The organism is Paenisporosarcina sp. FSL H8-0542 (assembly GCF_038632915.1).
GTDB lineage: Bacteria > Bacillota > Bacilli > Bacillales_A > Planococcaceae > Paenisporosarcina.
Genome location: NZ_CP152050.1, coordinates 1,928,221 through 1,950,650, shown reverse-complemented (window position 1 = coordinate 1,950,650; position 22,430 = coordinate 1,928,221). Strand labels below are relative to the sequence as shown.

24 protein-coding genes are annotated in these 22,430 nt (G+C 38.8%); all 24 read left to right on the top strand.

Annotated features, from left to right (window positions below; translation table 11 throughout):
• Positions 1-24: 24 nt before the first annotated feature.
• A complete protein-coding gene (locus MHH33_RS10160; RefSeq protein ID WP_342541670.1) occupies positions 25-1,143 on the top strand; it encodes a virulence factor in 1,119 nt (372 codons plus the stop codon).
• 193 nt (positions 1,144-1,336) lie between these two features.
• Positions 1,337-1,774 (top strand): BrxA/BrxB family bacilliredoxin, encoded by a 438-nt coding sequence (locus MHH33_RS10155; RefSeq protein ID WP_342543760.1) that lies wholly within the window; start codon positions 1,337-1,339, stop codon positions 1,772-1,774.
• Positions 1,771-2,562: a class I SAM-dependent methyltransferase gene (locus MHH33_RS10150; protein WP_342541669.1), complete on the top strand. Its 792-nt coding sequence runs from the start codon at positions 1,771-1,773 to the stop codon at positions 2,560-2,562. The genes MHH33_RS10155 and MHH33_RS10150 overlap by 4 nt, the downstream gene beginning before the upstream one ends.
• A gap of 244 nt (positions 2,563-2,806) precedes the next feature.
• Positions 2,807-3,385: a YpjP family protein gene (locus MHH33_RS10145; RefSeq protein WP_016427341.1), complete on the top strand. Its 579-nt coding sequence runs from the start codon at positions 2,807-2,809 to the stop codon at positions 3,383-3,385.
• Positions 3,386-3,457: 72 nt separating this feature from the next.
• Positions 3,458-4,402: a thymidylate synthase gene (locus MHH33_RS10140; protein WP_342541668.1), complete on the top strand. Its 945-nt coding sequence runs from the start codon at positions 3,458-3,460 to the stop codon at positions 4,400-4,402.
• 14 nt (positions 4,403-4,416) lie between these two features.
• Positions 4,417-4,917, top strand: a complete 501-nt coding sequence (locus tag MHH33_RS10135) for a dihydrofolate reductase (protein WP_342541667.1) — start codon at positions 4,417-4,419, stop codon at positions 4,915-4,917.
• Positions 4,910-5,644, top strand: coding sequence for a lysophospholipid acyltransferase family protein (locus tag MHH33_RS10130; protein WP_342541666.1), 735 nt, complete (start codon positions 4,910-4,912; stop codon positions 5,642-5,644). Before MHH33_RS10135 ends, MHH33_RS10130 begins: the two co-directional genes overlap by 8 nt.
• Positions 5,645-5,762: 118 nt before the next feature.
• Complete coding sequence (locus MHH33_RS10125) at positions 5,763-6,602, top strand: DegV family protein (protein ID WP_342541665.1); 840 nt, start codon at positions 5,763-5,765, stop codon at positions 6,600-6,602.
• 55 nt (positions 6,603-6,657) lie between these two features.
• A complete protein-coding gene (locus MHH33_RS10120) occupies positions 6,658-7,473 on the top strand; it encodes a GDSL-type esterase/lipase family protein (protein ID WP_342541664.1) in 816 nt (271 codons plus the stop codon).
• A 15-nt stretch (positions 7,474-7,488) separates the two neighbouring features.
• Positions 7,489-8,061 (top strand): YpmS family protein, encoded by a 573-nt coding sequence (locus MHH33_RS10115; RefSeq protein ID WP_016427335.1) that lies wholly within the window; start codon positions 7,489-7,491, stop codon positions 8,059-8,061.
• 13 nt (positions 8,062-8,074) lie between these two features.
• On the top strand, positions 8,075-8,605 hold the full coding sequence (gene msrA, locus MHH33_RS10110; protein ID WP_342541663.1) for a peptide-methionine (S)-S-oxide reductase MsrA: 531 nt from the start codon (positions 8,075-8,077) through the stop codon (positions 8,603-8,605).
• The gene (gene msrB, locus MHH33_RS10105) at positions 8,602-9,024 is read left to right on the top strand and encodes a peptide-methionine (R)-S-oxide reductase MsrB (RefSeq protein WP_016427333.1); all 423 of its coding nucleotides are present in this window, start codon (positions 8,602-8,604) and stop codon (positions 9,022-9,024) included. Before msrA ends, msrB begins: the two co-directional genes overlap by 4 nt.
• Positions 9,025-9,140: 116 nt before the next feature.
• A complete protein-coding gene (locus MHH33_RS10100) occupies positions 9,141-9,371 on the top strand; it encodes a YozE family protein (protein ID WP_016427332.1) in 231 nt (76 codons plus the stop codon).
• A gap of 32 nt (positions 9,372-9,403) precedes the next feature.
• Positions 9,404-10,174 (top strand): sporulation protein, encoded by a 771-nt coding sequence (locus MHH33_RS10095; RefSeq protein ID WP_342541662.1) that lies wholly within the window; start codon positions 9,404-9,406, stop codon positions 10,172-10,174.
• A gap of 69 nt (positions 10,175-10,243) precedes the next feature.
• On the top strand, positions 10,244-10,948 hold the full coding sequence (deoD, locus tag MHH33_RS10090; RefSeq protein ID WP_016427330.1) for a purine-nucleoside phosphorylase: 705 nt from the start codon (positions 10,244-10,246) through the stop codon (positions 10,946-10,948).
• A 96-nt stretch (positions 10,949-11,044) separates the two neighbouring features.
• Positions 11,045-12,589: a S41 family peptidase gene (locus tag MHH33_RS10085; RefSeq protein WP_342541661.1), complete on the top strand. Its 1,545-nt coding sequence runs from the start codon at positions 11,045-11,047 to the stop codon at positions 12,587-12,589.
• A gap of 56 nt (positions 12,590-12,645) precedes the next feature.
• A complete protein-coding gene (locus MHH33_RS10080) occupies positions 12,646-13,542 on the top strand; it encodes a GTP-binding protein (RefSeq protein ID WP_016427328.1) in 897 nt (298 codons plus the stop codon).
• 7 nt (positions 13,543-13,549) lie between these two features.
• Complete coding sequence (locus MHH33_RS10075; RefSeq protein WP_016427327.1) at positions 13,550-13,807, top strand: hypothetical protein; 258 nt, start codon at positions 13,550-13,552, stop codon at positions 13,805-13,807.
• Positions 13,808-13,969: 162 nt separating this feature from the next.
• Positions 13,970-14,782 (top strand): CAP domain-containing protein, encoded by an 813-nt coding sequence (locus MHH33_RS10070; protein WP_342541660.1) that lies wholly within the window; start codon positions 13,970-13,972, stop codon positions 14,780-14,782.
• Between the two features lie 703 nt (positions 14,783-15,485).
• On the top strand, positions 15,486-16,262 hold the full coding sequence (locus MHH33_RS10065; protein ID WP_016427324.1) for a CAP domain-containing protein: 777 nt from the start codon (positions 15,486-15,488) through the stop codon (positions 16,260-16,262).
• Between the two features lie 581 nt (positions 16,263-16,843).
• Positions 16,844-17,866 carry a glycoside hydrolase family 15 protein gene (locus MHH33_RS10060; protein ID WP_016427323.1) on the top strand — a complete coding sequence of 341 codons (1,023 nt, stop codon included), beginning with the start codon at positions 16,844-16,846 and terminating at the stop codon, positions 17,864-17,866.
• A gap of 339 nt (positions 17,867-18,205) precedes the next feature.
• Entirely contained in the window at positions 18,206-20,155 is a 1,950-nt protein-coding gene (gene glgB / locus MHH33_RS10055; RefSeq protein ID WP_342541659.1) for a 1,4-alpha-glucan branching protein GlgB, read from the top strand.
• Entirely contained in the window at positions 20,145-21,302 is a 1,158-nt protein-coding gene (locus MHH33_RS10050) for a glucose-1-phosphate adenylyltransferase (protein ID WP_016427321.1), read from the top strand. The genes glgB and MHH33_RS10050 overlap by 11 nt, the downstream gene beginning before the upstream one ends.
• 16 nt (positions 21,303-21,318) lie before the next feature.
• Entirely contained in the window at positions 21,319-22,425 is a 1,107-nt protein-coding gene (glgD, locus tag MHH33_RS10045) for a glucose-1-phosphate adenylyltransferase subunit GlgD (protein ID WP_342541658.1), read from the top strand.
• Positions 22,426-22,430 lie beyond the last annotated feature (5 nt).

Genomic DNA, 22,430 nt, shown 5'->3' with positions numbered 1-22,430 from the left:
ATATCCAAGTAGGAGGCGTTTTGCATGAAAATACTCACAATTGAACCGACACCAAGTCCGAATACCATGAAAGTAATTGTTGACCATGAACTTCCTTTTGGAAAAAGTTTTAATTATAAAAAGGATGAAACGTCAGACGCACCTCAGGAAATCGTCTCCATTTTAAATATACCTGGCGTTAAAGGGATTTATCATGTAGCGGATTTTTTAGCGATTGAACGGTTGGCTAAAAATGACTGGGAACAAATATTAGCTGAAGTACGAAACGTATTTGGCGAAAATGACCAAGCCATTGCAAGTGAAGTACAAGTGGACGAACACTTCGGGGAAGTTTATGTACATGTACAACAAATCAAAGGAATTCCTCTTCAAGTGAAAATATTTGACCAAACATCTGAAGAACGTATCGGCCTGTCTCCTCGGTTTGTTGAAGCCATGAATGCAAGCATGCAAGATCAGGATGAAAACTATATATTGCAGCGCAAATGGACAGATTTCGGAGTCCGTTACGGTGAGATAAAAGAAATTGCCGAACAGATCAAAGAAGAAATCGAAGCCACCTATCCTGATTCTCGTCTGAGTATGTTGGTTGAAGCAGCGAAGAGTCCGAAAAATGAAACGATTGTTCGTGGTCACAAAGTAAGTCTCGAAGAATTCCAAGTAGATGCATGGGAAGAACGATTCCAATTGCTTGATCAAATGGCAGACCCATCAGTCGAAGACTTGCCACTACTGGCCAAAGCATTGGAAGATGAACAAATGTCAATTCGCCGACTGGCTACCGTTTATCTAGGTATGATTGATAACGAAGAAGTCATTCCTTATATGGAAAAGGCTTTACAGGATAAAAGTCCATCAGTTAGACGGACAGCAGGAGATTGCATGAGCGATCTTGGGTTCCCACAATTTGAAAAAGCGATGCAACATGCTTTAGCTGATAAAAATAAACTCGTACGCTGGCGCGCGGCAATGTACTTATATGAGACAGGAACTGAAAATTCTTTACCTGCCCTTCATCAGGCGAAAGAGGATACTGAATTTGAAGTGAAGCTCCAAGTCAATATGGCCATTGCCCGCATCGAGCAAGGCGAAGAAGCAAAAGGCTCTGTTTGGAAACAGATGACTGAAGCGAGAAATCAGTAGTTTTTAAGTGAAATTTTTTGGAAAAATGTTAGCATAAGTGATTCGTATCACATTTGCTAACATTTTTGCAATTCTCATTACCATTTCTATTAAAACATCTAGAATAAGTGAAATCATTCGAAATACACGTTATGATAAAGATTGAAAAAGATTACGCCAAATATAGCAATTGAAAACGAAAGAGGCGAAATATATGAATGCATACGATGAATACATGAAAGAAGTAGTTAAACCCATGAGAGCAGAACTAGTGAATGTTGGCTTCAAGGAATTGACGACTGCCGATATGGTGAATGAACATATGGCGGAGGCTAAAGGAACATCTTTAGTCGTAATTAATTCCGTTTGTGGTTGTGCAGCTGGTTTGGCACGTCCGGCAGTCTCTGAGGCATTAACAGAAGTGGAAAATAAGCCTGAACATTTGGTAACTGTTTTTGCAGGACAGGACCAGGAAGCGACTTATCAAATGCGCGCTTACTTTGAAGAAGTGCCACCAAGTTCACCTTCAATTGCAGTTGTGAAAGATGGTCAACTAGCTTACTTCATTCCGCGTGAACAAATTGAAGGGTTTCCGATGGAACAAATCAAAGATCATTTAGTTCAAGTATTGAACCAAGTTACATCTGCGTGAAAGCGATTGTAACTACTGCTGGCAGGCCAACCGATTTGACGATACAGTTCGCGAAAAATGCATCAGCGAAGTTGGGATTGTCTTATGTTGATCGTCAGAAAAGAACCGTCACACAATTACAGCAACATTATCAAAGTAATGTGCTCGTGGCGGCTAAAAGTCGCTGGGAGTATCATGCGTTAAACTCAAAAGAACCGTTCTTTTATCATCCAAGCTCCGCAATGTTCCGATTGAAACGAGTGTCAAGAGGAGAACATGATCCTTTGCTGGATGTATGTCAACTGCAAACCGGGGATTCTTTCTTGGATTGTACACTTGGTTATGCATCAGATAGTTTGTTGGCCGCGTATGCAGTAGGGGAGACTGGCACCATTCATGGCTGCGAAGCTAATCCTGTGCTTGCGTTTATTTTAAAAGAAGCTTTTCATAGAGGGCGAACTGATCATACGGAATATCAAAGCCTCATGAATCGTATTCAAGTGATTTCTTCTGATGCTGTTACTTATTTGAAGCAGCTAGCAGACAAATCTGTTGATGTCATTTATATGGACCCTATGTTTGAAACTTCGATTACGGAGTCAGTAAATATAAGTCCGTTGCGGGCATTGGGGATTCAGGATGCTTTAAACGAAGAATGGGTAGAGGAAGCAAAACGCGTTGCTAAAAAGCGAGTAGTGTTAAAGGCGCATTTTGGCTCACCTTGGTTCGAACAGTTTGGTTTTGAACAAATCAAACGGCCAAATACAAAATTTCATTATGGATTCATAGAAAAAGCTGCAACTCAATGAATGAGTTGCAGCTTTTCATGTTCAGTCTGTAAAGTTTAAAGAAGTCAAGTACGCGAGCAAAAGTAACATTCCAATTCCAATCACTGTATGCATGTCCATAATAATTCCTCCTACTTAAAAAACGAAGCGATTTCTACATTTTTATTGTACAATGAATTATAGAAAGATGAAACCTTTTCGTGATTCAATTCGTATAACTTATAGAATCTTGTTAAAAATTGTACAAACTTGAAGGTGATAATGGATGAAAAATTGGATTCAGAAAACGTTAGTAATTGCAGTTGCACTTCTGACATTTGGTGTAATATCGCCTAACCATGTAATTTGGGAAAACTTACTGGATGAAAAAGCGAACCAAAAATCGATTTCTTCCCACAATACGCAACCTACATATGCTGTGGAATGGTCTGAAGAAGCACCATCTACTTTTCTTGAAGATGCCATTGTTCAAGCAAAAGAGCAATCATTAGTTAAGTTCGGCTCACGTATTGGTCCCGTTATCACCAATGAATTTGACGAAGTCATCTTCCCGAAAATTCAAGAAGCGATTGAAATGACTTTATTTGAAATGGACAACAAAACACTCAACTCATTGGCAATTAGTGAAAACCCATCCGGGGATCACAGTGAAAAGATTTTCCACATTTTTGATACAACAACGAAATCCGATGTAATCCGTTTTCATGTAAGAACGGAGAACCGACCTCAAGACGGTTATTATTTTAATTTTCATTACCATACATCGTCAGATGAATTCGCCAAACACTACATGTTAGGTGATATTTATTGGTCGAAAAACATGCCACCAAAGTGGTTATCATAATGCATAAGACCTTTTTCAATGCATGTCGCTGAAAAAGGTTTTTTCACATCTAAATTTCTGGAGGTTATATATATGGATCAGTATTTGCAACTTTGTAAAACAATTCTGGCTAATGGTGCAGTAAAAGATGACCGTACGGGAACCGGTACAAAAAGTATTTTTGGCTATCAAATGCGTTTCGATTTAACGAAAGGATTTCCTTTAATGACAACAAAAAGGACAGCAATGAGATTGATTGTTTCTGAATTGCTTTGGTTTTTAAAAGGGGATACCAATGTAAAAACGTTAATCGCTGAAAACAACCATATTTGGGATGAATGGGCTTTTGAAAAATGGGTAAATAGCGAAGACTATAATGGTCCGGATATGACGGACTTTGGTTTGCGTGCAGCCCAAGATGAAGCATTTCAGCAAATTGTGGATGAACAAATGACCGTTTTCAGAGAGAAAATTCTGTCCGATGATGAGTTTGCGAAAAACTATGGGGACCTAGGTCCTGTGTATGGCCGTCAATGGCGTTCATGGCCATCGGCTGATGGGACATCAATTGATCAGTTGAAGAATCTCATCACGTCACTAAAAAACAATCCAGATTCTAGACGACATATTGTCACTGCATGGAATCCATCTGAAGTCGATCAAATGGCCTTGCCTCCGTGTCATACATTTTTCCAGTTTTATGTTGCCGACAACAAGCTGTCATGTCAATTGTATCAGCGCAGTGCTGATGTGTTCTTGGGTGTACCTTTTAACATTGCTTCTTACGCTTTATTGACCCATTTGATTGCAAGGGAATGCAATCTGGAAGTCGGCGAATTTGTCCATACACTAGGCGACGCGCACATTTATTCAAATCATATGGATCAAGTGAATGAACAACTTGCGAGGGAGCCTCGTGATTTGCCCACATTGTCGATTTCAAGTGATAAGAAGTCCATATTAGATTTGGAAACCTCGGATATTTCAGTAGAAGGATACAATCCACATCCACGAATTAAAGCACCGATTGCGGTGTAGAGAGAAGGAGTTTTATGATTTCATTAATCGTTGCACATGATATGAATCGCGTAATTGGCAAGGATAATAAAATGCCATGGCATATTCCAAATGAACTGGCTTATTTTAAGGAAAAAACGATGGGGAAGGCCATTGTGATGGGACGCAATACGTTTGAATCCATTGGACGTCCTTTGCCTGGCCGTTTGAACATAGTGATTACACGGAATACTTCTTATAATCCTGAAGGAGTAACCGTTGTCCATTCGATTGAAGAAGCGATTGAGATTGCAAGAAAGCATCATGAAGAAGTCATGGTCATTGGTGGGGAGCAAATTTTTAAGGAAGTCCTACCATATACAGACTTGATTTATGTCACGCTTATTCAGAATGAGTTTGAAGGAGATACGTTTTTCCCACCTTATGAAGACGGCTGGGATGTTGCATCTACTTCAGAAACCATTACAACAGATAGCGGGTTACAATACCAATACATGATTTATAAAAAGAATAACAGGGTGCAGGAGCTTGTTTAATTCTGTACGGACTTTTTCATTTTTATTTGGTTATTTACCCTTTAGTTTGAAAGATTTACGTAAAGTGCAAAATCAACGCCATCTTTTGTCAACAGAAGATTATGATGTACTTGTACACCGTCAGCCTAAGAAATGGGCTGACGGTATTTTAAAGCGGACGAAAAGCACCTTCGATGTAAAAGGGTTGGAGCTCATACCAGAAGGTCCGGTCCTCTTTGTCAGTAATCATGAAGGCAATTTCGATATTCCATCGCTCATTGCCCATATTCCTAAGCCATTTGCTTTTATGTCAAAAATAGAAGTGAAGAAACTACCTATTATTAAAGACTGGATGGAAGCAATGAATTGCGTGTTCATTGACCGTTCTAATCGAAGAAGTGCCATGCAGTCAATTACGGATATGATCGAAACATTGAAAAATGGGCATTCCATGATTATTTTCCCTGAAGGTACCCGTAGTAAAGGAAAACCAGTTCGGGAATTCAAGTCTGGTTTTGCCAGAATCGCAAAAGAAGCTCATGTCACGATTGTACCGATTGCCATTACAGGTACGTCAGAAATTATGGAAAAGAACAATAATAAAATAAAACCGGCCCATGTAAACATTCGCGTTATAGCACCTATTTCGATTGAAACAATTCAAACTCTGTCATTAAAAGAATTGATTGATCTTGTTCAACAAAAAATTTCAAATGAAGTAGAGCTGTTACAACACTTAAAAATTTGATGCTAATACCTAATCATCTGCTTTGTTAGTACATGGCTCATATTGGACAGCTCTAATAGTTTACATTTCCTTCAAATCTTTTTTATAATAACTATATGAAGAGAAAGGTGTGACCGGATTGGCGAAAATACATATCGTAACCGATTCAACAGCAGATTTAACGACTGAACAAATTACTCAGCATTCAATCCATGTTGTACCCTTAACGATACACATCGATGGAAAGACATACATTGATAGAGTGGACATCCAGGGAGATTCGTTTTTGGAAATGATGAAGACATCAAAGGAACTGCCAAAAAGTTCACAGCCGGCAGTTGGCGTATTCCAGGAACTCTACGATGAGTTAGGGAAGAATGGGGATCAAATCATTTCCATACACATGACTGGTGGTATGAGTGGAACGGTTAAATCTGCACAAGCAGCTGCTGAAATGACCAATTCTGACGTAACAGTGATTGACTCACGATTTATTTCATATGCTTTATCATTTCAAGTTTTAGAAGCAGCACAATTGGCACAACAAGGTGCGACAGTTGAGGAAATTGTAAAGAAGCTTGACATCATACGTGAGAACACAAATCTTTTTGTTGTTGTTGATACGTTGGAAAATTTGGTTAAAGGTGGCCGTATTGGCAAAGGGAAAGCATTAGTAGGCTCATTGTTGTCAATTAAACCAATTGCCTCGCTAGAAGGAGGAGAATACACTCCCGTCCATAAAGCAAGAAGCCATAAACAAGTGGTTCAATATTTATATAAGCAGTTTTTAGAAGACACTAAAGGTAAAAAAGTGAAAGCTGTGGGCATCTCCCAAGCTAACGGCTTTGCGATGGCAGATCCATTGAAAAAATTAATTGAGGAATCCAGTTTTCATGATGTTTCAATAGGATTTACGACGCCAATTGTTAGTACCCATACTGGTATTGGAGCTATTGGTTTTATGTACACCGTCGAATAAAGAAGGAAACGAGCAGGGAGAGATCCCTGCTTTTCTAATGAGAGGGAGAGGGAAAATGATAAAACGATTGATACTTGTCATCTTGGTGAGCGTATTCATCTTGACAGGATGTCAATTTGGCCAAATAAGCAGCCCTGATTTTTCATCAAGACAACCATTTGCAATGAAAGATTTCTTTATAAGTGAAACGTTTTTTCCAGATGATATCATGCTAGTTGGTTTAGGTGATTCTTTAACACAAGGAGTAGGGGATGAACGGAAAATGGGAGGGTATTTGGGACGCCTGGCGTCTGAAATGGAAAATTTTCAAGGAATCCGTGAAGTTGACTTAAGGAACGAAGCGAAGAGGGGAAAGCGAAGTGACCAATTATTGAAGCAACTGAAATCTGGTGACATTAACGAACCCATTCAGGAAGCTGATTTAATTATTGTGACAATCGGTGGAAACGACATCATGCGCATCGTCAAGCAAGATTTATTTCAATTGCGAATTGCTGCTTTTCAGAAAGAGTTAGTGAAATTCTCTGAGCGCTATTCGGAAATTCTCATGGAAATCAGAAAAACCAACCCGAATTCACCCATTCTCATGGTTGGCTTATACAATCCGTTTACGGTTGTGACAAATGAAAAAAATGAGTTTGATCAAATCATGATGAATTGGAACGAAGCAATTCTTAACACTTCTTACACCGACGTAAATGCTTGTTTTGTACCTGTAAGCGATTTATTCAACTCGAACGAAAACATGGTTTATCATACGGATTTTTTTCATCCAAATAGTAAAGGCTATGAACAAATGAAAGACCGCATACTGGAATCCCTTGAATCTTGCGGTTTAAAACACTTAGCAAAAGGGGAAAAGGATTTTTAAGGAGTTGACATATTAATGAATGGATGGAAAGTTGCTTTTTTACTATTAATTGCACTAATAATTACTTCTGTAGTTGTTTTTGTTATTTGGATGACTTCACCTTCTGAAAAAACGATTATTCCTGAACCACAGGCAACTTCCGATGGAAACGTGTTGACGCTAAAGACCACCAAAGAAGATTTTGAAGGCATTGCTAATTCGTACATAAGTGAAGCGATAAATATAAAGCCGATGCCAGTCGTTCTAAGTGTGGAGGATCAAATACTCCTGTCTACTGAACTTACTATTTTTTCAACCAAACTTCCCGTCATCATGAAATTTGATCCGCTGGTCGAGCCGAATGGCAACTTGAGACTGGTTCAAACAGGAGTAGAAGTCGGTCCATTAGAGCTTGATCCAAAATACGTGTTAAACTTACTGAAGGATTCCGTAACTTTGCCTGAATGGATGATTGTACGACCGGATGAAGAAGATGTGTATATCGATCTATCCCGTATTCCGATGAAATCCAATGTGAAAGTTAAAGCAAAAGAATTTAATCTACAAAAAGATGAAATCACTCTCGAGATACTTGTTCCGAGTAACTAAAGGAGGTCTACTCATGACCATTGAAAAAGCAACATTTGCAGGTGGATGTTTCTGGTGCATGGTGAAGCCATTTGACTCGTATGAAGGCATCCATTCAGTTATTTCAGGATATACAGGTGGAGATGTAGAGAATCCGACGTACGAACAAGTATGCACGAATTCTACTGGACATAAAGAAGCTGTACAGATTACCTTTGATTCAAATGTGTTTCCTTACGAACAACTTGTTGAACTGTTTTGGATGCAAATTGATCCGACAGATCCTGGGGGTCAATTTTTTGATCGCGGATCTTCTTATGAGACCGCAATTTTTTACCATAGTGAAGAACAAAGACAGATTGCTGAAAAAACCAAACAAGAATTACAAGACAGCGGAAAATTCTCGCATCCAATTGTCACCCCAATTGTGGAAGTGAAAGCATTTTATCCAGCAGAACAGTATCATCAGGACTACTATAAAAAAAATCCAACACACTACGAACGTTATCAGGTAGGATCCGGAAGAGCAGGATTTAAACAAAAAATGTGGGGTGATCAAAAATGACTAAAGAAGATTTAAAAAATAAACTGACACCTATGCAATATCACGTAACTCAAGAAAATGGAACAGAGCCGCCACATCGCAATGAATTTGATCAACATTTTAATGAAGGTATTTATGTTGATATTGTTTCCGGAATACCCTTGTTCAGTTCAAAAGATAAATATGATGCTGGCTGCGGATGGCCAAGTTTCACTAAGCCTATCGATGGTCCGGAAGTAACAGAACATACAGATGTTTCTCACGGCATGACCAGGACTGAAGTAAGAAGTAAAACAGCCAATTCGCATTTAGGGCACGTTTTTCCGGATGGGCCAGGTCCTGAAGGTTTACGTTATTGCATTAATTCAGCGGCATTGAAATTCATTCCGAAAGAGAAGTTGCAAGAAGAAGGATACAGTGAATATTTAAGTTACTTTTAAAGAAAAAGCTAAACTCGAATAACTAAGAGTTTAGCTTTTTCCTCTGCTTAGACTTTTACTTTATGTTGGAAAACCTGTATATATAGAATATAAGAACACTTTCTTTGGAGGTTAATATGAATCATACATTCTATAAATACACCCTGACTTTCAGAGGAGGACCAAAATCGGATCTTAAGGCTATGTTTGCGGAAGTTATGTTTCAGGATTTGCCTTTCCCAAAGCAATCTTCCGATTTTGAAGAAATTTCCCGTTACATTGAAGAATTGGCGCACCCCGATATGAGCGCAAGTATTTTTGATGAAATTTGGTCGTTATATGAAACAAATGTCCTTTCTCAATCGTAAATATGTATAGAAACTAATTAGGAGGAATGTATATGTCGATTTTCAATAAAGTACTAGCATCTGTAGGTGTGGGTAATGCAAGAGTAGATACAAAACTGAACGATTCTGCTTTTGTTGCAGGTGAATTGATCTCAGGAGTCACTGAAGTGGTTGGGGGAAACATATCTCAAAACGTGGATAGTATTTATATTAAAGTTTATACCACGTACGAACGCGAATCGAACGACAATAAATACACAGATTCAGTCGCAATTTATTCTCACAAATTAAACGAACCATTCACGATTGAAAAAGGAGAGAAAAAGGCATTTCCATTTTCATTCAATCTTCCGCTCATTACTCCAGTCACCATGGGAAGAACGAGAGTTTGGTTACAAACCGGTCTTGACATTAAAAATGCAGTGGATCCTGGAGATAAAGATATGATTGAAATCCGACCGAATGCTTTTGTACAGGCTGGGTTGACTGCTGCTCAAAATTTAGGTCTTAAATTACGTAAAGTGGATTGTGAAGAAGCACCGCGTGCATACAGAGGTATTACTCCTTTCGTTCAGGAATTCGAGTTTTTTGCAGCATCTGGACCATTTAGAGGGAAATTTGATGAAATTGAACTTACGTTTATTCCAAAAGGACTGGATCAGGTTGAATTACTTATCCAAGTCGATCGTAAAGTGCGAGGCTTGGGTAGCTTGTTCTCGGAAGCACTGAATATGGATGAGTCATATATCCGCATGACTTTGTCAAAAACTGATTTATCATCTCTTGAGTCCCGATTAAATCAGGAAATTGCTCGTTACGTTTAACACAGTTTGCATATCGACACAAAAAACAGTATGATAGTACGGAAATGTTTATAAAGTGAGGTTACAAAGATGAGTGTTCATATTAATGCTAAAAAAGGCGATATCGCTGATACGATTTTATTACCGGGAGATCCACTACGTGCTAAATACATTGCAGAAACGTTTTTGGAAGACGTTGTTCAGTACAATGAAGTACGCAATATGTTCGGATACACTGGAACTTACAAAGGGAAACGTATTTCTGTACAAGGAACAGGAATGGGCGTACCTTCAATTTCGATTTACGTTACAGAATTAATGGCTGAATATGATGTTCAAAAATTAATTCGTGTAGGGACTTGTGGTTCAATTCACCAAGACGTTAAACTCCGTGATGTAATCATTGCACAAAGTGCTTCAACGGATTCCAAAATGAACGATATCATTTTCAACGGCGTTACCTTTGCACCGACAGCAGATTTCGATTTACTATTAAAAGCTTACAATGCTGGTAAAGAAAAAGGCTTGAATCTAAAAGTAGGTAATGTATTCACTGAGGATGTATTCTACAACGAGCATGCTGAGCATGAAAAATGGGCTCAATATGGAATTTTGGCACTTGAAATGGAGTCAGCTGCCCTGTATACATTAGCAGCTAAATTTGGCCGTCAAGCTCTTTCAATCCTAACAGTAAGTGATCACTTGTTAACAGGGGAAGTAACATCTTCTGAAGAACGTCAATTGACATTTAACGACATGATTGAAGTAGCATTGGATGCTGCAATTCAAGATTAATTAGAATATTTTAAAAGGCTGTCATATCATTTTTTGGCAGCCTTTTTCTTTCCGTTTACTTGAAGTAACTGATAAACTATACATAACTATTGAAGCATGTATTTTAATGGTTTCGATTTGAAAGTGGTGAATGACTTGGATGAAATGAAAAACAATACGGAACAAACAGCAGGACAACCTGAACAACCGGAACATGTACAACATGATGGACCAGCAGGAAAGTATATACGCTTGAAACCTTTCTTTTTCATCATGCTGATTTTCACATTAATTTTGAGTACAGCAGGATTAACGATTTTTGCTTTAACATTTGGCGATGAGAAGGTAGTCGAAGTCGGAGCTCCTGAAAGAAGAGAGTTTACAAAGTTATACCAGGCGTATGATGAATTGAAGGCTGGCTACTACGCTGATATTGACCAAGACGCTATTGTCAACGGAGCAATCAATGGAATGATTGAAGCCCTGGGGGATCCTTACTCCGATTATATGAACCAAGAAGAGGCTGCTCAATTCGAAGAAAGTATTTCTTCAAGTTTCCAGGGTATCGGTGCTGAAATACAAGAACGCAATGGAGTTATCTCTGTAGTGTCGCCCATAAAAAATTCACCAGCTGAAAAAGCAGGGATTTTGCCAAATGACAAAATCATTGCTGTTGATGGGAAAAACATTCATGGTATGAGTGCTTCAGAAGCCGTATTGCTGATTCGTGGAGAAAAAGGCACATCCGTTTCGTTGACTATTCAACGTGGTGAAATGAAAGAACCGCTTGAAATTGAAATTGTGCGTGACGAAATTCCGATTGAAACTGTTTATGCAGAGCTATTGGAAGGTAAAGTTGCACACATTCAAATTACAAGTTTCTCAACCAATACGTATGATGAACTGCTTGCAGCCATAACTGATATGGAGGAAGCGGGAATGAAAGCATTAGTGCTGGACGTACGCCAAAATCCAGGTGGCTTGTTGACTTCAGCTATTGATATCTCCAATTTGTTTGTTGATGATGGCAAACCTTTATTCCAGACCCAGGAAAAAGGGAAGGAAGCAGAAATTTACTATGCAACGAATGGAACGAAAGTTAAAGTACCTGTTTCTTTATTAATAGATGAAGGTAGTGCTTCTGCTTCAGAAATTCTTGCAGCTGCAATGAGTGAATCGGCCGGTACAAAATTGGTAGGCTTAAATTCATTCGGTAAAGGAACGGTACAAACAGCAAATGAATTAAAAGATGGATCTAATATGAAATTCACAACTGCGAAATGGTTAACTCCTGAAGGCAATTGGATTCACGAAAAAGGGATTGCCCCTGACGTGAAAGTAGAATATCCAGCTTATACGCAGCTTGCGTTTTTGGATGCGTCTATCGAAATGAAAAATGGCGTTTTATCTGATCAAGTGAAAGCTGCAGAAGAAATGCTTACTGCAATTGGCATTGATACAGGAAAAGTGGATGGACTGTTTGATGATCAAACGGAAGCTGCTGTAAAACAAGTTCAAAAAGAAGCAAAACTTGAAGAAACGGGCGTCTTGACGGGTGATTCTACGTTTGCCTTAATGGACCGTTTACGTGTGAAAATCAAAAAGGATGATCCACAACTTTTGAAAGCAAAAGATTTGGTATTAGAAGAACTAGCAAAATAAACAAAAGCTGGCCTGCAACTTGAGGCCAGCTTTTTTCACCAGAAAGGGCGTACACGATGAAAGACGTTTATTTATTCAGCGGTTTTTTGGGAAGCGGAAAAACCTCATTATTAACAGATACGATTCGACAGTTGAAAGAAAAAGGATTAAAACCCGCGATATTGATGAATGAACTAGGAAAACTTCCATTTGATTCTCAGGCAGTAGATGAAGACATTCCATTGAAGGAAATGTTGGAAGGATGCATCTGCTGTACAGGCTCTGAACAGACAGAGGCTCAATTACAAACATTGTTGGCAGGCGAAGCATTCGATGTACTGATTATTGAAACAACCGGTGCAGCACATCCTGTTGAAGCGCTGGATGCTGTCTATTCACCATTATTTGCGAAACAATTAAATGTCAAAGGAATCGTGACAGTGGTTGACAGCTTGCTTTGGTTAGATCGTCAAGCATTACGTCCACAAATTCGTGCTCTCTTTTTGGAACAAATTCGTCATGCGCACTTATTGTTAGCCAATAAAATGGATTTGCTGTCTGATGCACAACAGGCGAAAATTACATATGAATTACAAAGTTTCAATCCTTCTGCGACAATTATTCAAACATCTCACGGAAAATGTCCGTTTGCCATGTTAGAAAGAATGAAAGGCACTGTGCAAAAGACAGATGTTAATCAAGCCCGTATCGGTGAAGAACTTGCCTTGTCCACAAGACTAGTTACATTTAAACAATCGATTGATAAAGAAGAGTTTGAAGAATGGTTACGTACATTGCCGTCTTCCGTATATCGCATGAAAGGTTACGTTCCTATCATTGGCATGAAAAACCCTATGCTTTTCCAATATTCGTATGGAATGGTGCAGTGGTTGCCTGAGTATGTGAAAATGGAGCCATCAATTATAGTCATTGGTGAACAAATTGCACAACTGCAAGTTCCAGGAAGCGAGTGATTAAGTCATGAATGAAACGATACTAGCTTATCAATCATTGTTCCCATATCGTCAAGGAACTAAGTTGATTGAAACGATGGATCAATTATCAGACAGCATAAGAATCGAATTATTAGATGAGCTCACCCACCCACGTGTTAGGAAAAGCGCTGATGAAAAATTACAAATTGCTTTTGATAGAATCGATAGAAGTAGCCTCATTTCTGTAGAAAAAGAGGGGTTAAAGAAGGTTTATGAGGCTGTTTATCAGTCCGTCAATAGTTAATTCAATGAAAGATATGGTAATTTCCCTAAAACCACTCAATATTGATGTCGTGTAAACCGCTTGAAGAGTACCTTTTCATTTCTTCTGGCAACAGTGGAAATGAATGGGTATTTTTTTCATAGTTTTAGCCGATAGACTAGGTGGCAGAGGAGGGAATAACAAATGAAAAAAATGTTACTAGGTTTAACAATGGGAGCTATGGTGTTCTCATTCAGTCAAGGTACGACCGCAGAAGCTTCATTTTCATCAAATCAACCCACGTGTCTAACTAATACAAGTTATGACTGGTCAACACGTACTCTAGTAAAACCGGTGGCGAACTCAGCCATGGAAAAACAATTGATAGATCAACTTTATGCACAGCTATTTGCTGCAGGATTTAAAGTTCCAACACAAAAACCAGCTGTCCCAGCAAAACCAGCTGTCCCAGCAAAACCAGCTGTCCCAGTAAAACCAGCTGTCCCAGCAAAACCAGCTGTCCCAGCAAAACCAGCTGTCCCAGCAAAACCAGCTGTCCCAGCAAAACCGGCTGTCCCAGCAAAACCGGCAGTCCCAGCAAAACCAGCTGCCCCAATAACACCACCTTCAACAGGTAATATTTCGTCAATTGAACAACAAGTTCTTACATTGACGAATCAAGAGCGTGCTAAAGGCGGATTAAAACCCCTTGCTACTGATGCTGCTTTGATGGACACTGCTCGTGCAAAATCAGCAGATATGAGCAAGAATAACTATTTCTCTCATACAAGTCCAACAATGGGATCTCCATTCGATCAAATGAAAGCTAAAGGCATTCAATACAAGGCTGCTGCTGAAAATATCGCAATGGGTCAAAGAACGGCTGCTGAAGTCGTTAAAGGATGGATGGAATCACCAGGACATCGCGCAAATATCATGAATGGTTCTTATACTCATATTGGTATTGGATACAATGCAAACGGTAATTACTGGACACAACAATTCATTCAAAAATAATACACAAAGCCATCTCAATTCGTTGAGATGGCTTTTTTTGTGCTTAAAGGCTCTATTAAACTTTACTGCTTATATCGTACATTTGCGCTAGCATCACATTCCTCATGAGCCAACAAGTTTGAAAATCATATAGTTGTGGATCTCACACTTCCAAAGTGCTTCTCCTGCGGTTACTCGTCGCCTAAAAGGTTGCTCCTGTGGTTACTCGTCGCAAAGAATAGGGTCAAACTACCTTTGACCCTACTCTTTCTTGCGGCATGTAAAGAGCAAATTGGAGAACAAATTGTGCAATGGCAAGTTCCAGGAAGTGTGTGATCGGCCATGAATGAAATGATACAAGCTTTTCAATCATTGTTCCCATATCGTCAAGGAACTAAGTTGATTGAAAATGAATCAATTATCAGAAGAGCTCACTCACCCAAGCACAGTTGTATAATTACATATTACTTTTGATAGAATCGATAGAAGTAGCCTCATTTCTGTAGAAAAAGAGGGGTTAAAGAAGGTTTATGAGGCTGTTTATCAGTCCGTCAATAGTTAATTCAATGAAAGATATGGTAATTTCCCTAAAACCACTCAATATTGATGTCGTGTAAACCGCTTGAAGAGTACCTTTTCATTTCTTCTGGCAACAGTGGAAATGAATGGGTATTTTTTTCATAGTTTTAGCCGATAGACTAGGTGGCAGAGGAGGGAATAACAAATGAAAAAAATGTTACTAGGTTTAACAATGGGAGCTATGGTGTTCTCATTCAGTCAAGGTACGACCGCAGAAGCTTCATTTTCATCAAATAACCCCACGTGTCAGACTCAGAATACTAATAACTGGTCAGCACGTACTCTAGCAAAACCGGTGGAGTCTTCAAATATAGAAAAACAGTTGTTAGATCAACTTTATACGCAGCTATATGCTGCAGGGTTTAAAACTACTCAAGAAAACCCAGTTGCACAGAAACCAGCTGAAACAGCTAAGCCTGCTGCACAAAAAGCAACACCTGCAGCACCTGCTGCAAAACCGGTGGCTCAAAAGCCAGCAACAAATACACAAACTGCTGAAAAACCGGCAGCTCCGGCAGCTCCTGCAGCACAAGCATCAGGTAATGTTTCTTCAATTGAACAACAAGTTCTTACATTGACGAATCAAGAACGTGCAAAAGAAGGATTGAAACCACTAGCAACTGATGCTGCTTTGATGGACTCTGCTCGTGCAAAATCAGCAGATATGAGCAAGAATAACTATTTCTCACATACAAGTCCAACAATGGGATCCCCATTCGATCAAATGAAAGCTAAAGGCATTCAATACAAGGCTGCTGCTGAAAATATCGCAATGGGTCAAAAAACGGCAGCTGAAGTCGTTAAAGGATGGATGGAATCACCAGGACATCGCGCAAATATCATGAACGGTACTTATACTCATATTGGTATTGGATACGATGCAAACGGTAATTACTGGACACAACAATTCATTCAAAAATAATACAAAAAGCCATCTCAATACGTTGAGATGGCTTTTTTTGTTCTATTTTTTTAGGCTCTAATCTTACTTTCCGATTATCGTACATTTACGCTAGGCGCAAATCCACTCTCTCGTTAATCAATAGAAGCAATCTTTAACAGGGCTTTTCTATAGCTTATGAAACAAGTTTCTTGGAACTTGAAAGGGAATCTGCGACACTCCGGCAGAATCACGGGCAGGCAAGACCCCACAGTGAGGGACGAGCGAGAAGGATTGCCAGTTCGTCCACGGAAAGGGAGCAGATTCTGCTCTTTTTTGAATTGGTCTTCTTTAACGTTCTAGATGTTTATCGTACATTTGCGCATGTCCCAAATTCCGGAGGAGCACGTTAAATTTGAGTCGGTTTATTCGATGAATTTGGTCTGCTTGCTTATCCAATTAACATTCTACTACATAAAATATAAATATTTAAACTTCTTTTGTGGGCTTATTAAATGCATAATGGAAACGCTTTTATATATTGGGTGGAAAAGTTTGTCTAGAATAAACGCAAATGGTGAACAATCACCATAAAGGTAGAATTTAATAGGAGGTTTTAATATATGAAAATCAACAATGCAATTGAGGTTTTAGATCGGATGCGCTTATCGAACGGTGCTTACACTGCCAGTATTTCAAAGGACTACAATTTTGTTTGGATACGTGATGTCGTATATACGGTGTTGCCTTTTTTGCAAAGCCAATCTGAGCGGTATGAAAAAGCATATCATGCATTATTTGATCTATTTAAAACCTATGAATGGAAAATCGACATTCACCGTGAACAAAAACCGGTTTATCTTTTTGAATATATTCACTCACGGTATTCCACAGAATTAAAGGAAATGAGCCAAGAATGGGGGCATGCTCAGAATGATGCAATTGGAGCGTTCTTATGGGGAGTAGGGGTGGGTGTGAGCCACGGGCAAAAGGTTATCCGTGATGACAAAGATCTCGCTATTGTCCAGAAACTTGTTGACTATCTAGAGTGTCTTCAATACTGGCAGGCAAAGGATAATGGAATGTGGGAAGAGAATATGGAACTGCATGCTTCAAGTGTAGGTGCATGCGTGGCAGGCCTGCGTGCGGTGAAAATGCTCGTTAATGTTAAGGATGAACTGATTCAAAAAGGTGAGGAGACGCTGCGGTTTCTTTTACCACGGGAAAGTGAAACGAAAGAAACAGACTTATCGCTGCTTTCACTTATCTATCCGTATCGGATAGTTGAAAGGAAAACGGCGCTTAAGATAGTCGAGTTGGTCTCCGAACGCCTTGAGCGGACATATGGCTGTATTCGATATCAGAACGATCAGTATTACAACGAAGGAAGCGAAGCTGAATGGTGCTTCGGACTACCTTGGCTAGGATTGTGCTATTTTGAACTGGGCATGTATGATAAGGCTTATGAATATGTAAATAAAACGGAACGAATCGTACCAAATAATTGGGCAGTTCCTGAATTATATATTGGCGGGAAAAATGTGCCAAATGGCAACACACCACTAGCTTGGTCCGTCTCCCTCTCCTATCTGTTTTTAAACCGTATGATAAGTATGCCTACTTCACAATTGACAGGAAATGATTGAGATTAACATACAGGTTTAAACTTAAAGTTTCTTTTGGAACAGAAATAATATATTTTTTATCCACTTTTGACATCAGTCATTCTCAAAATTTGAAAAAGTATGGTGTGTGGGAACTCAGCTAATAACTAATGTACAGCTACCCGAATATAAGAAGAGTTCACGAAAATAGAATGTTATAAAAAATCCTCCAATCCATGAAGGATTTTTTATTTTGTCTAAAATTCTTAATTATTACAAAAATCTAAACAATTTAAAGGTGTTTTTTGATAGATGGCGAATAATTAAAGAGAAGAAATGGTAAATAAATAGAAATAATCATAGGATGAAAGAGGTGTTGAAATGGAAGGAATTATTGAGTTGAATAACCGGCCATACCCAAGTGATTTTGATGTATATCTTTTCCATGAAGGAACACTGTTTGAAAGCTATAAAATGCTCGGCGCTCATATCATTCATGAGAACGATTTTCAAGGTGTGCGTTTTGCGGTTTGGGCTCCACATGCAAAGCAGGTATCCGTCGTGGGTAATTTTAATAATTGGAATGGTACCCAGAACCGAATGGACCGTTTATCTAATTCTGGAATATGGGTACTATTTATTCCCGAGCTTGCACATGGAGACATTTATAAATATGAGGTTACAGGACCGGATGGGCGGAAGGAATTAAAAGCAGACCCGTATGCCTTTTATTCGGAGCAGCGACCTGCTACAGCATCTATCATCTACAATTTAACTACATTTGAATGGCAAGATCAAAAATGGATGACACAGCGAATAAAGAAAGATATTTACAACAAACCGATGATGATTTACGAAGTTCACTTGGCTTCATGGAAACAAAAAGAAAATGGTGAGTTTTATAGTTATCAAGAACTTGCAGACGAATTAGTCGATTATGCAATTGATAATGGCTTTACACATATTGAGTTGATGCCTGTCATGGAGCATCCGTACGATGGTTCATGGGGTTACCAGATAACTGGATATTATTCAGTAACTAGCAGATACGGTACACCTGAGCAATTAATGTATTTTATAGACAAATGCCATCAGAAGGGCCTTGGTGTAATTCTTGATTGGGTGCCTGCCCATTTTTGCAAAGATGGCCATGGTCTTGGGAGGTTCGACGGAACGCCTCTCTTCGAATCAGCAGATCCCATGCGCGCCGAGAGGCCAATCTGGGGAACGTATAGCTTTGACTATAGCAAGCCCGAAGTCATCAGCTTCCTAATCTCAAACGCAATGTTTTGGATGGATATCTATCATGTTGATGGATTTCGGATTGATGCCGTTTCGTCAATGATTTATCTTAATCATGATAATCCACTTCCTGTAAAATTGAAGAATCAGTATGGTGGCGGAGAAAATCTTGAAGCAATCGAATTCTTGAAAAAGTTAAATGAAACTATTTTCCAGAAGTATCCTGGTGCCCTTATGATGGCAGAGGAAGCTACCGAATGGCCGCTGGTTACGAGTCCCACTAGTACAGGCGGTCTTGGATTCAATTATAAATGGAATATGGGCTGGTCAAATGACTTACTTAAATATATGAAGCTTGATATAAACGAACGACCAAAGCATCATCACCTTTTAACGTTTTCATTTTTCTATGCATTTTCGGAAAATTTTGTCCTTCCATTTTCACATGATGAAATGGTTCATGGAAAAAGGTCATTAGTAAATAAAATGCCAGGCGACTATTGGCAAAAATTCGCAAATTTACGCCTCTTATTTGGCTATTTATTCGCGCATCCAGGAAAAAAACTTTTATTTATGGGTAGTGAATTTGGGCAGTTTGACGAATGGAAATACCGACAAGAAATGGATTGGAAGCTTTTAGATTTTGACGCTCACTCCACTTTTTATCGATACTATAAAGAATTAAATAAATTTTATCAGGAAACCAATTCCCTATGGCGTCTGGATCATGAGCAAGCTGGCTTTCAATGGATTGATGCAGACAATGCAGAACAAAGCGTGATTACTTTTATGAGAAAAGGAAAACGGAAGGGGGATTATTGCATTGTTGTTTGTAATTTTTCAGCCGATGTTTACTATAACTATCAAATTGGGGTTCCGTCCAATGGGAAATATTTTGAAGCATTTAATAGTGATGCCGCATCATTTGGCGGATCGGGACAGCTGAACTCCACCCCGATGCATGCCAGTAAGATCCCGCTTCATAATCAGCCCTGCAGCCTGGAAATAACCGTACCGCCGCTAGGGATTGCTATATTCATGAAAGAAACAAAAACAAGGCAAAGGGGATTCAATACAAATGGCATCTAAAAAATGGGTTGCAATGCTTTTAGCAGGTGGTCAGGGTTCAAGACTCGGGGAATTGACGAGTGACTTAGCTAAACCCGCAGTACCCTTTGGAGGCAAATACCGGATTATCGATTTTACCTTAAGCAACTGTACACATTCAGGTATTGATACAGTCGGCATACTTACCCAATATCGTCCGCATATTTTGAATTCATATATTGGTAACGGCCGCCCGTGGGATCTTGACCGTAATAACGGCGGGGTTTCTATACTTCCACCTTATCAGGGGAAAGACGGTGGTGTATGGTACAAAGGAACTGCAAATGCTGTATATCAAAATTTCCATTTTATTGATCATAATGACCCGGAATATGTACTTGTTATCTCAGGAGATCATATTTACAAGATGGATTATAATAAAATGCTTGAAGATCATATTAATAAGGGTGCACATGCGACCATTGCTGTCATAGAGGTACCTTGGGAAGAAGCAAATCGCTTTGGCATAATGAATACAAACGAAACTGATAAAATTATTGAATTTGATGAAAAACCTAAACATCCAAAAAGTAATTTGGCTTCGATGGGTGTGTATCTCTTTAACTGGAATCATCTCAAAAAGTATTTAACAGAAGACGAACAGGATAGCAGTTCGACTAATGACTTTGGAAAAGACATTATTCCAAAGATGCTGAATGATGAAGCAAATTTACAAGCGTATCGATTTGAAGGCTATTGGAAAGATGTCGGTACGATTGAAAGCCTGTGGGAAGCGCATATGGATTTATTGGAAGAACCATCTGTATTCAAGCTAGGAGACCCGAATTGGCAAATATATGCAGGGAATGCCAACCACCCTCCACAATATATATCTGAGGATGCTGATGTGACACAATCATTAGTCAATGAAGGGTGTTTGGTATTTGGGAAGGTCGATCATTCTGTTCTTTCCTATAATGTCCAAGTTGGAAGCGGCTCTATCGTAAAGGATTCCGTAATAATGCCAAATGTGAAAATCGGGAAAAATGTAATAATCGAAAGGGCTATAATCGGTAGCGGTACAACTATCGAAGATGGAGCAATAGTCTTTGACTCTAAACAAGGGCTTACCTTAATTGGTGAAAATCAGCGGATTTCTTCGGAAAGTGCTTTGCTGCAATCTTTATAATAGGAGGTAGCCTTAAATGAGGAATGTATTAGGTGTAATTAATCTCGTAAATGAAAGGCCTATTTTAAAAGAACTGACCCAGCATCGTTGTCTGGCTTCCGTACCATTTGGAGGACGCTATCGTATGATAGATTTCACAATGTCTAACTTTATGAATGTTAGCGTCAGCAAGGTTGCGATATTCACAAAAGATAAATATCGATCGTTGATGGATCATCTAGGTTCTGGAAAGGAATGGGATCTTGATCACCGTTCACAAGGTTTATTCATTCTTCCTTCAATTCATCCCGATGAAAAAATTAAAGGAGATTTACAGCAGTTCTACGATCATTTAGAATTTTTCCAACGGGCAACTGCAGATACAGTAATTATTGCTCCTGGTCATCATATTTGTAAAATAGACTTTAACGAAGTGATTAAAGAACACGAAAGTAATGAAGCTGATATTACAGTTCTGTATAAGGATTATGATGGGGAGTCAGTGAAAAGACCTCTTTATCATCAATGTTCACTAGATTCAAACGGCGAAGTCCGTGATATAAACCTTTATACGTCACCTAAGAAAGGTGACCATATATGTTTGGAAACATATGTGATTAAAAAGCAATTATTAATAGATTTAATTAAGAATTGTATTGAGTATGATGAATATGATTTTTTGAAAGATATTGTAAAAGCAAATTTGATAAATCTTAAAGTGCAAGGATATGAATTCACTGGTAATATGCCGTTTATTCACTCCTTAGAAACATACCATGCTAGTAGTATGGAATTTCTTAACCCAGAAATTCTTCGTAACTATTTTTATGATTCATGGGAAGTTTTCACTAAAATTAAACATGAAGCACCTGCCGAATATGCAAATTCCTCAAAGGTTTCTAATTCCTTAATTGCCAATGGATGTATTATTGAAGGAACCGTCGAAAATAGTATTATTTTCCGTGGCGTAAAAGTAAGGAAAGGTGCTGTCGTTAAAAACAGTATCATTATGCAAAGAGGTGAGATTGAAGACGGAGCCCATATCGAAAATGTTATTACTGATAAACAAGTAATCATAACAAGGAATCAAATCATTACAGCGAGAAATAAGCCGACGGTAATCAAAAAAGAAGAAGTAGTTTAAACTGG

What these genes read in the sequence shown, in the direction of transcription:
- MHH33_RS10160 (WP_342541670.1), top strand. Translation starts at nt 25, where the DNA reads ATGAAAATACTCACAATTGAACCGACACCAAGTCCGAATACCATGAAA.
- MHH33_RS10155 (WP_342543760.1), top strand. Translation starts at nt 1,337, where the DNA reads ATGAATGCATACGATGAATACATGAAAGAAGTAGTTAAACCCATGAGA.
- MHH33_RS10145 (WP_016427341.1), top strand. Translation starts at nt 2,807, where the DNA reads ATGAAAAATTGGATTCAGAAAACGTTAGTAATTGCAGTTGCACTTCTG.
- MHH33_RS10140 (WP_342541668.1), top strand. Translation starts at nt 3,458, where the DNA reads ATGGATCAGTATTTGCAACTTTGTAAAACAATTCTGGCTAATGGTGCA.
- MHH33_RS10135 (WP_342541667.1), top strand. Translation starts at nt 4,417, where the DNA reads ATGATTTCATTAATCGTTGCACATGATATGAATCGCGTAATTGGCAAG.
- MHH33_RS10120 (WP_342541664.1), top strand. Translation starts at nt 6,658, where the DNA reads ATGATAAAACGATTGATACTTGTCATCTTGGTGAGCGTATTCATCTTG.
- MHH33_RS10115 (WP_016427335.1), top strand. Translation starts at nt 7,489, where the DNA reads ATGAATGGATGGAAAGTTGCTTTTTTACTATTAATTGCACTAATAATT.
- msrA (WP_342541663.1), top strand. Translation starts at nt 8,075, where the DNA reads ATGACCATTGAAAAAGCAACATTTGCAGGTGGATGTTTCTGGTGCATG.
- msrB (WP_016427333.1), top strand. Translation starts at nt 8,602, where the DNA reads ATGACTAAAGAAGATTTAAAAAATAAACTGACACCTATGCAATATCAC.
- MHH33_RS10100 (WP_016427332.1), top strand. Translation starts at nt 9,141, where the DNA reads ATGAATCATACATTCTATAAATACACCCTGACTTTCAGAGGAGGACCA.
- MHH33_RS10095 (WP_342541662.1), top strand. Translation starts at nt 9,404, where the DNA reads ATGTCGATTTTCAATAAAGTACTAGCATCTGTAGGTGTGGGTAATGCA.
- deoD (WP_016427330.1), top strand. Translation starts at nt 10,244, where the DNA reads ATGAGTGTTCATATTAATGCTAAAAAAGGCGATATCGCTGATACGATT.
- MHH33_RS10085 (WP_342541661.1), top strand. Translation starts at nt 11,045, where the DNA reads ATGTATTTTAATGGTTTCGATTTGAAAGTGGTGAATGACTTGGATGAA.
- MHH33_RS10080 (WP_016427328.1), top strand. Translation starts at nt 12,646, where the DNA reads ATGAAAGACGTTTATTTATTCAGCGGTTTTTTGGGAAGCGGAAAAACC.
- MHH33_RS10075 (WP_016427327.1), top strand. Translation starts at nt 13,550, where the DNA reads ATGAATGAAACGATACTAGCTTATCAATCATTGTTCCCATATCGTCAA.
- MHH33_RS10070 (WP_342541660.1), top strand. Translation starts at nt 13,970, where the DNA reads ATGAAAAAAATGTTACTAGGTTTAACAATGGGAGCTATGGTGTTCTCA.
- MHH33_RS10065 (WP_016427324.1), top strand. Translation starts at nt 15,486, where the DNA reads ATGAAAAAAATGTTACTAGGTTTAACAATGGGAGCTATGGTGTTCTCA.
- MHH33_RS10060 (WP_016427323.1), top strand. Translation starts at nt 16,844, where the DNA reads ATGAAAATCAACAATGCAATTGAGGTTTTAGATCGGATGCGCTTATCG.
- glgB (WP_342541659.1), top strand. Translation starts at nt 18,206, where the DNA reads ATGGAAGGAATTATTGAGTTGAATAACCGGCCATACCCAAGTGATTTT.
- MHH33_RS10050 (WP_016427321.1), top strand. Translation starts at nt 20,145, where the DNA reads ATGGCATCTAAAAAATGGGTTGCAATGCTTTTAGCAGGTGGTCAGGGT.
- glgD (WP_342541658.1), top strand. Translation starts at nt 21,319, where the DNA reads ATGAGGAATGTATTAGGTGTAATTAATCTCGTAAATGAAAGGCCTATT.